4 protein-coding genes are annotated in these 2,543 nt (G+C 44.6%); all 4 read left to right on the top strand.

The window, feature by feature from the left end:
- Positions 1-195: restriction endonuclease subunit S (locus A3IK_RS0115880; RefSeq protein ID WP_026221025.1), on the top strand; the 195-nt coding region annotated here is incomplete at its 5' end.
- Positions 196-240: 45 nt separating this feature from the next.
- The gene (locus tag A3IK_RS0115875; protein WP_020560964.1) at positions 241-714 is read left to right on the top strand and encodes a type II toxin-antitoxin system VapC family toxin; all 474 of its coding nucleotides are present in this window, start codon (positions 241-243) and stop codon (positions 712-714) included.
- 2 nt (positions 715-716) lie between these two features.
- Complete coding sequence (locus tag A3IK_RS21450) at positions 717-893, top strand: hypothetical protein (RefSeq protein ID WP_020560963.1); 177 nt, start codon at positions 717-719, stop codon at positions 891-893.
- A gap of 18 nt (positions 894-911) precedes the next feature.
- Positions 912-2,543: type I restriction-modification system subunit M (locus A3IK_RS19775; protein ID WP_020560962.1), on the top strand; the 1,632-nt coding region annotated here is incomplete at its 3' end.

Here is a 2,543-nt window from a genome sequence, read left to right as displayed (position 1 = left end):
ATATCAGCAAGTCGACTTTCATCAATTATAATAGCTTATCCCAATGACAAGAGAGAACAACAAAAAATCGCCGATTGCCTTTCCTCCATCGACGAGCTAATCACCGCCCAAACCCAAAAAATTGAAGCACTCAAAAGCCACAAAAAAGGACTGATGCAGCAGCTTTTCCCAAATATGGAGGAAGTAGAGGCATGAGCTATATCAAACGCAAATTAAACCCGAAAATAACCAGAAATAACCATGAAACCTAGAGTATATATTGAAACATCAATAGTGAGTTACCTTACTGCTAGACCTAGTAATGACATCAGGGCAGTAGCTAACCAGAATACCACGCTCGAATGGTGGGAAAACCGTCGGCCTGATTTTGAGCTTTATATTTCAGAATTTGTCATAGTCGAATCATCTCAAGGTCATCCCGATGCTGCGGCTCGTCGACTAGCTGCCCTGAGTGGCATTGATGAACTAGATGTGTCTGTTGAAGCACGGGAACTAGCACGAGCATTAATCAAAGAAGGTTCATTGCCTGCAAAAGCAGAAATAGATGCTTATCACATTGCAGTTGCTACTATAAACGCTATGGACTACCTACTAACTTGGAACTGTACACATATCGCTAATGCGGTAATGCGCCCAAAAGTGGAGGCTGTTTGTCGTTCGCACGGCTATGAGCCGCCTATTATTTGTACTCCACAAGAACTCATGGAGGGTTAATTATGTGGCAAGATCCTATCGTTAAAGAAACACGTGAATTGCGTGATCAATATGCAGCCCAGTTTAACTATGACTTAGACGCAATCTTTGCAGACATTAGGGAAAGACAGAAGAAAGCACGACGTAAAAAGGTATCTTTTCCACCGCGTAAAGCCATTATTGTGAAAAAATCTGCATAATCGACAACCAATAAGATAATGACCCAAGAACAACTCAACCAACTCGGCACGACCCTATGGGGCATCGCCGATAATCTACGTGGCTCAATGAATGCCGACGACTTCCGTGACTACATGCTGTCGTTCCTCTTTTTGCGCTACCTCTCCGATAACTACGAAATCGCCGCAAAAAAGGAACTCGGCTCGGACTACCCCGACACCTCCGACCTTCCTAATATCACCCCGCTGAATCTTTGGTATCAGGACTATCCAGAAGATGTACCAGAGTTTGAAAAGCAAATGCGGCGCAAGGTGCATTATGTCATCGAGCCGCAATACCTATGGAGCAGCATTGCAGAATTAGCTCGCACCCAAAGCCCCGACCTGCTCGATACCCTATACAAGGGTTTTAAATACATCGAAGAAAAATCCTTCGAGGGCAATTTTCAGGGGCTATTCTCCGAGATTAACCTGCATTCTGAGAAGCTGGGTAAGAGACCAGCAGAACGTAATGCCCAACTCTGTATCATTATCCAAAAGATTGCTGACGGTATCGCCAAATTCAGCACCGACACCGATATACTAGGCGATGCCTATGAGTACCTAATCGGTCAATTTGCTGCCGGTAGCGGTAAAAAAGCAGGCGAGTTCTATACCCCGCAACAAATCTCCACCATTTTGTCCCGCATCGTCACCCTAGATAGTCAGGAGCCAAAGACGGGGCAAAAGCAAAAGCTAAACAAAGTATTAGATTTTGCCTGTGGTTCGGGTTCTTTGCTCTTAAATGTGCGCAAACAGCTAGGCTCGCACGGTATCGGTAAAATCTACGGACAGGAAAAGAACATCACCACCTATAACTTGGCACGGATGAATATGCTGCTGCATGGGGTGAAGGATACTGAGTTCGAGATTCATCACGGTGATTCACTAACGAATGACTGGGATATTCTCAACGAGATGAATCCTGCCAAAAAGCTGCAATTCGATGCGATAGTCGCCAATCCACCCTTTAGCTATCGCTGGGAACCTACCGATACCTTGAGCGAGGATTTTCGTTTCAAAAGCTACGGCCTTGCACCTAAATCAGCGGCAGATTTTGCCTTTTTACTGCATGGTTTCCATTTTCTCAGTGATAGCGGTGTGATGGCAATTATTTTACCGCATGGCGTGCTGTTTCGCGGGGGGGCTGAGGAACGTATTCGCACCAAACTGCTCAAAGATGGTCACATCGACACCGTAATCGGCCTGCCTGCCAATCTATTTTTCTCGACGGGTATTCCAGTCTGTATTCTGGTGCTGAAACGCTGCAAAAAGCCGGATGACGTATTGTTCATCAATGCTGCTGAACACTTCGAAAAAGGCAAGCGGCAAAATAAATTACTTGATGAGCATATTAATAAGATTGTGGATACCTATCAGTTCCGCAAGGAAGAAGAACGTTATTCTCGAAAGGTGACAATGGAAGAAATCGAGAAAAACGATTACAACCTCAATATTTCCCGTTATGTCAGCACTGCCCAAGTTGAGAAAGAGGAGAATCTAAAGGATATAAACGTGGAATTACTGAGCCTAGAAAAACCTGAGTTCGATATAAGGAAAAAAGCCACACAACCTGAGATACTCATAGGATCACAACACCCTATATCCAATCTCCTGAAGGTGGCTTACTAT

Origin of the sequence: Thiofilum flexile DSM 14609, from assembly GCF_000380185.1 — a bacterium.
GTDB lineage: Bacteria > Pseudomonadota > Gammaproteobacteria > Thiotrichales > Thiotrichaceae > Thiofilum > Thiofilum flexile.
Note: the sequence above shows the minus strand (reverse complement) of the source record. Positions and strands in the feature narration are given on the sequence as shown.

What these genes read in the sequence shown, in the direction of transcription:
- A3IK_RS0115875 (WP_020560964.1), top strand. Translation starts at nt 241, where the DNA reads ATGAAACCTAGAGTATATATTGAAACATCAATAGTGAGTTACCTTACT.
- A3IK_RS21450 (WP_020560963.1), top strand. Translation starts at nt 717, where the DNA reads ATGTGGCAAGATCCTATCGTTAAAGAAACACGTGAATTGCGTGATCAA.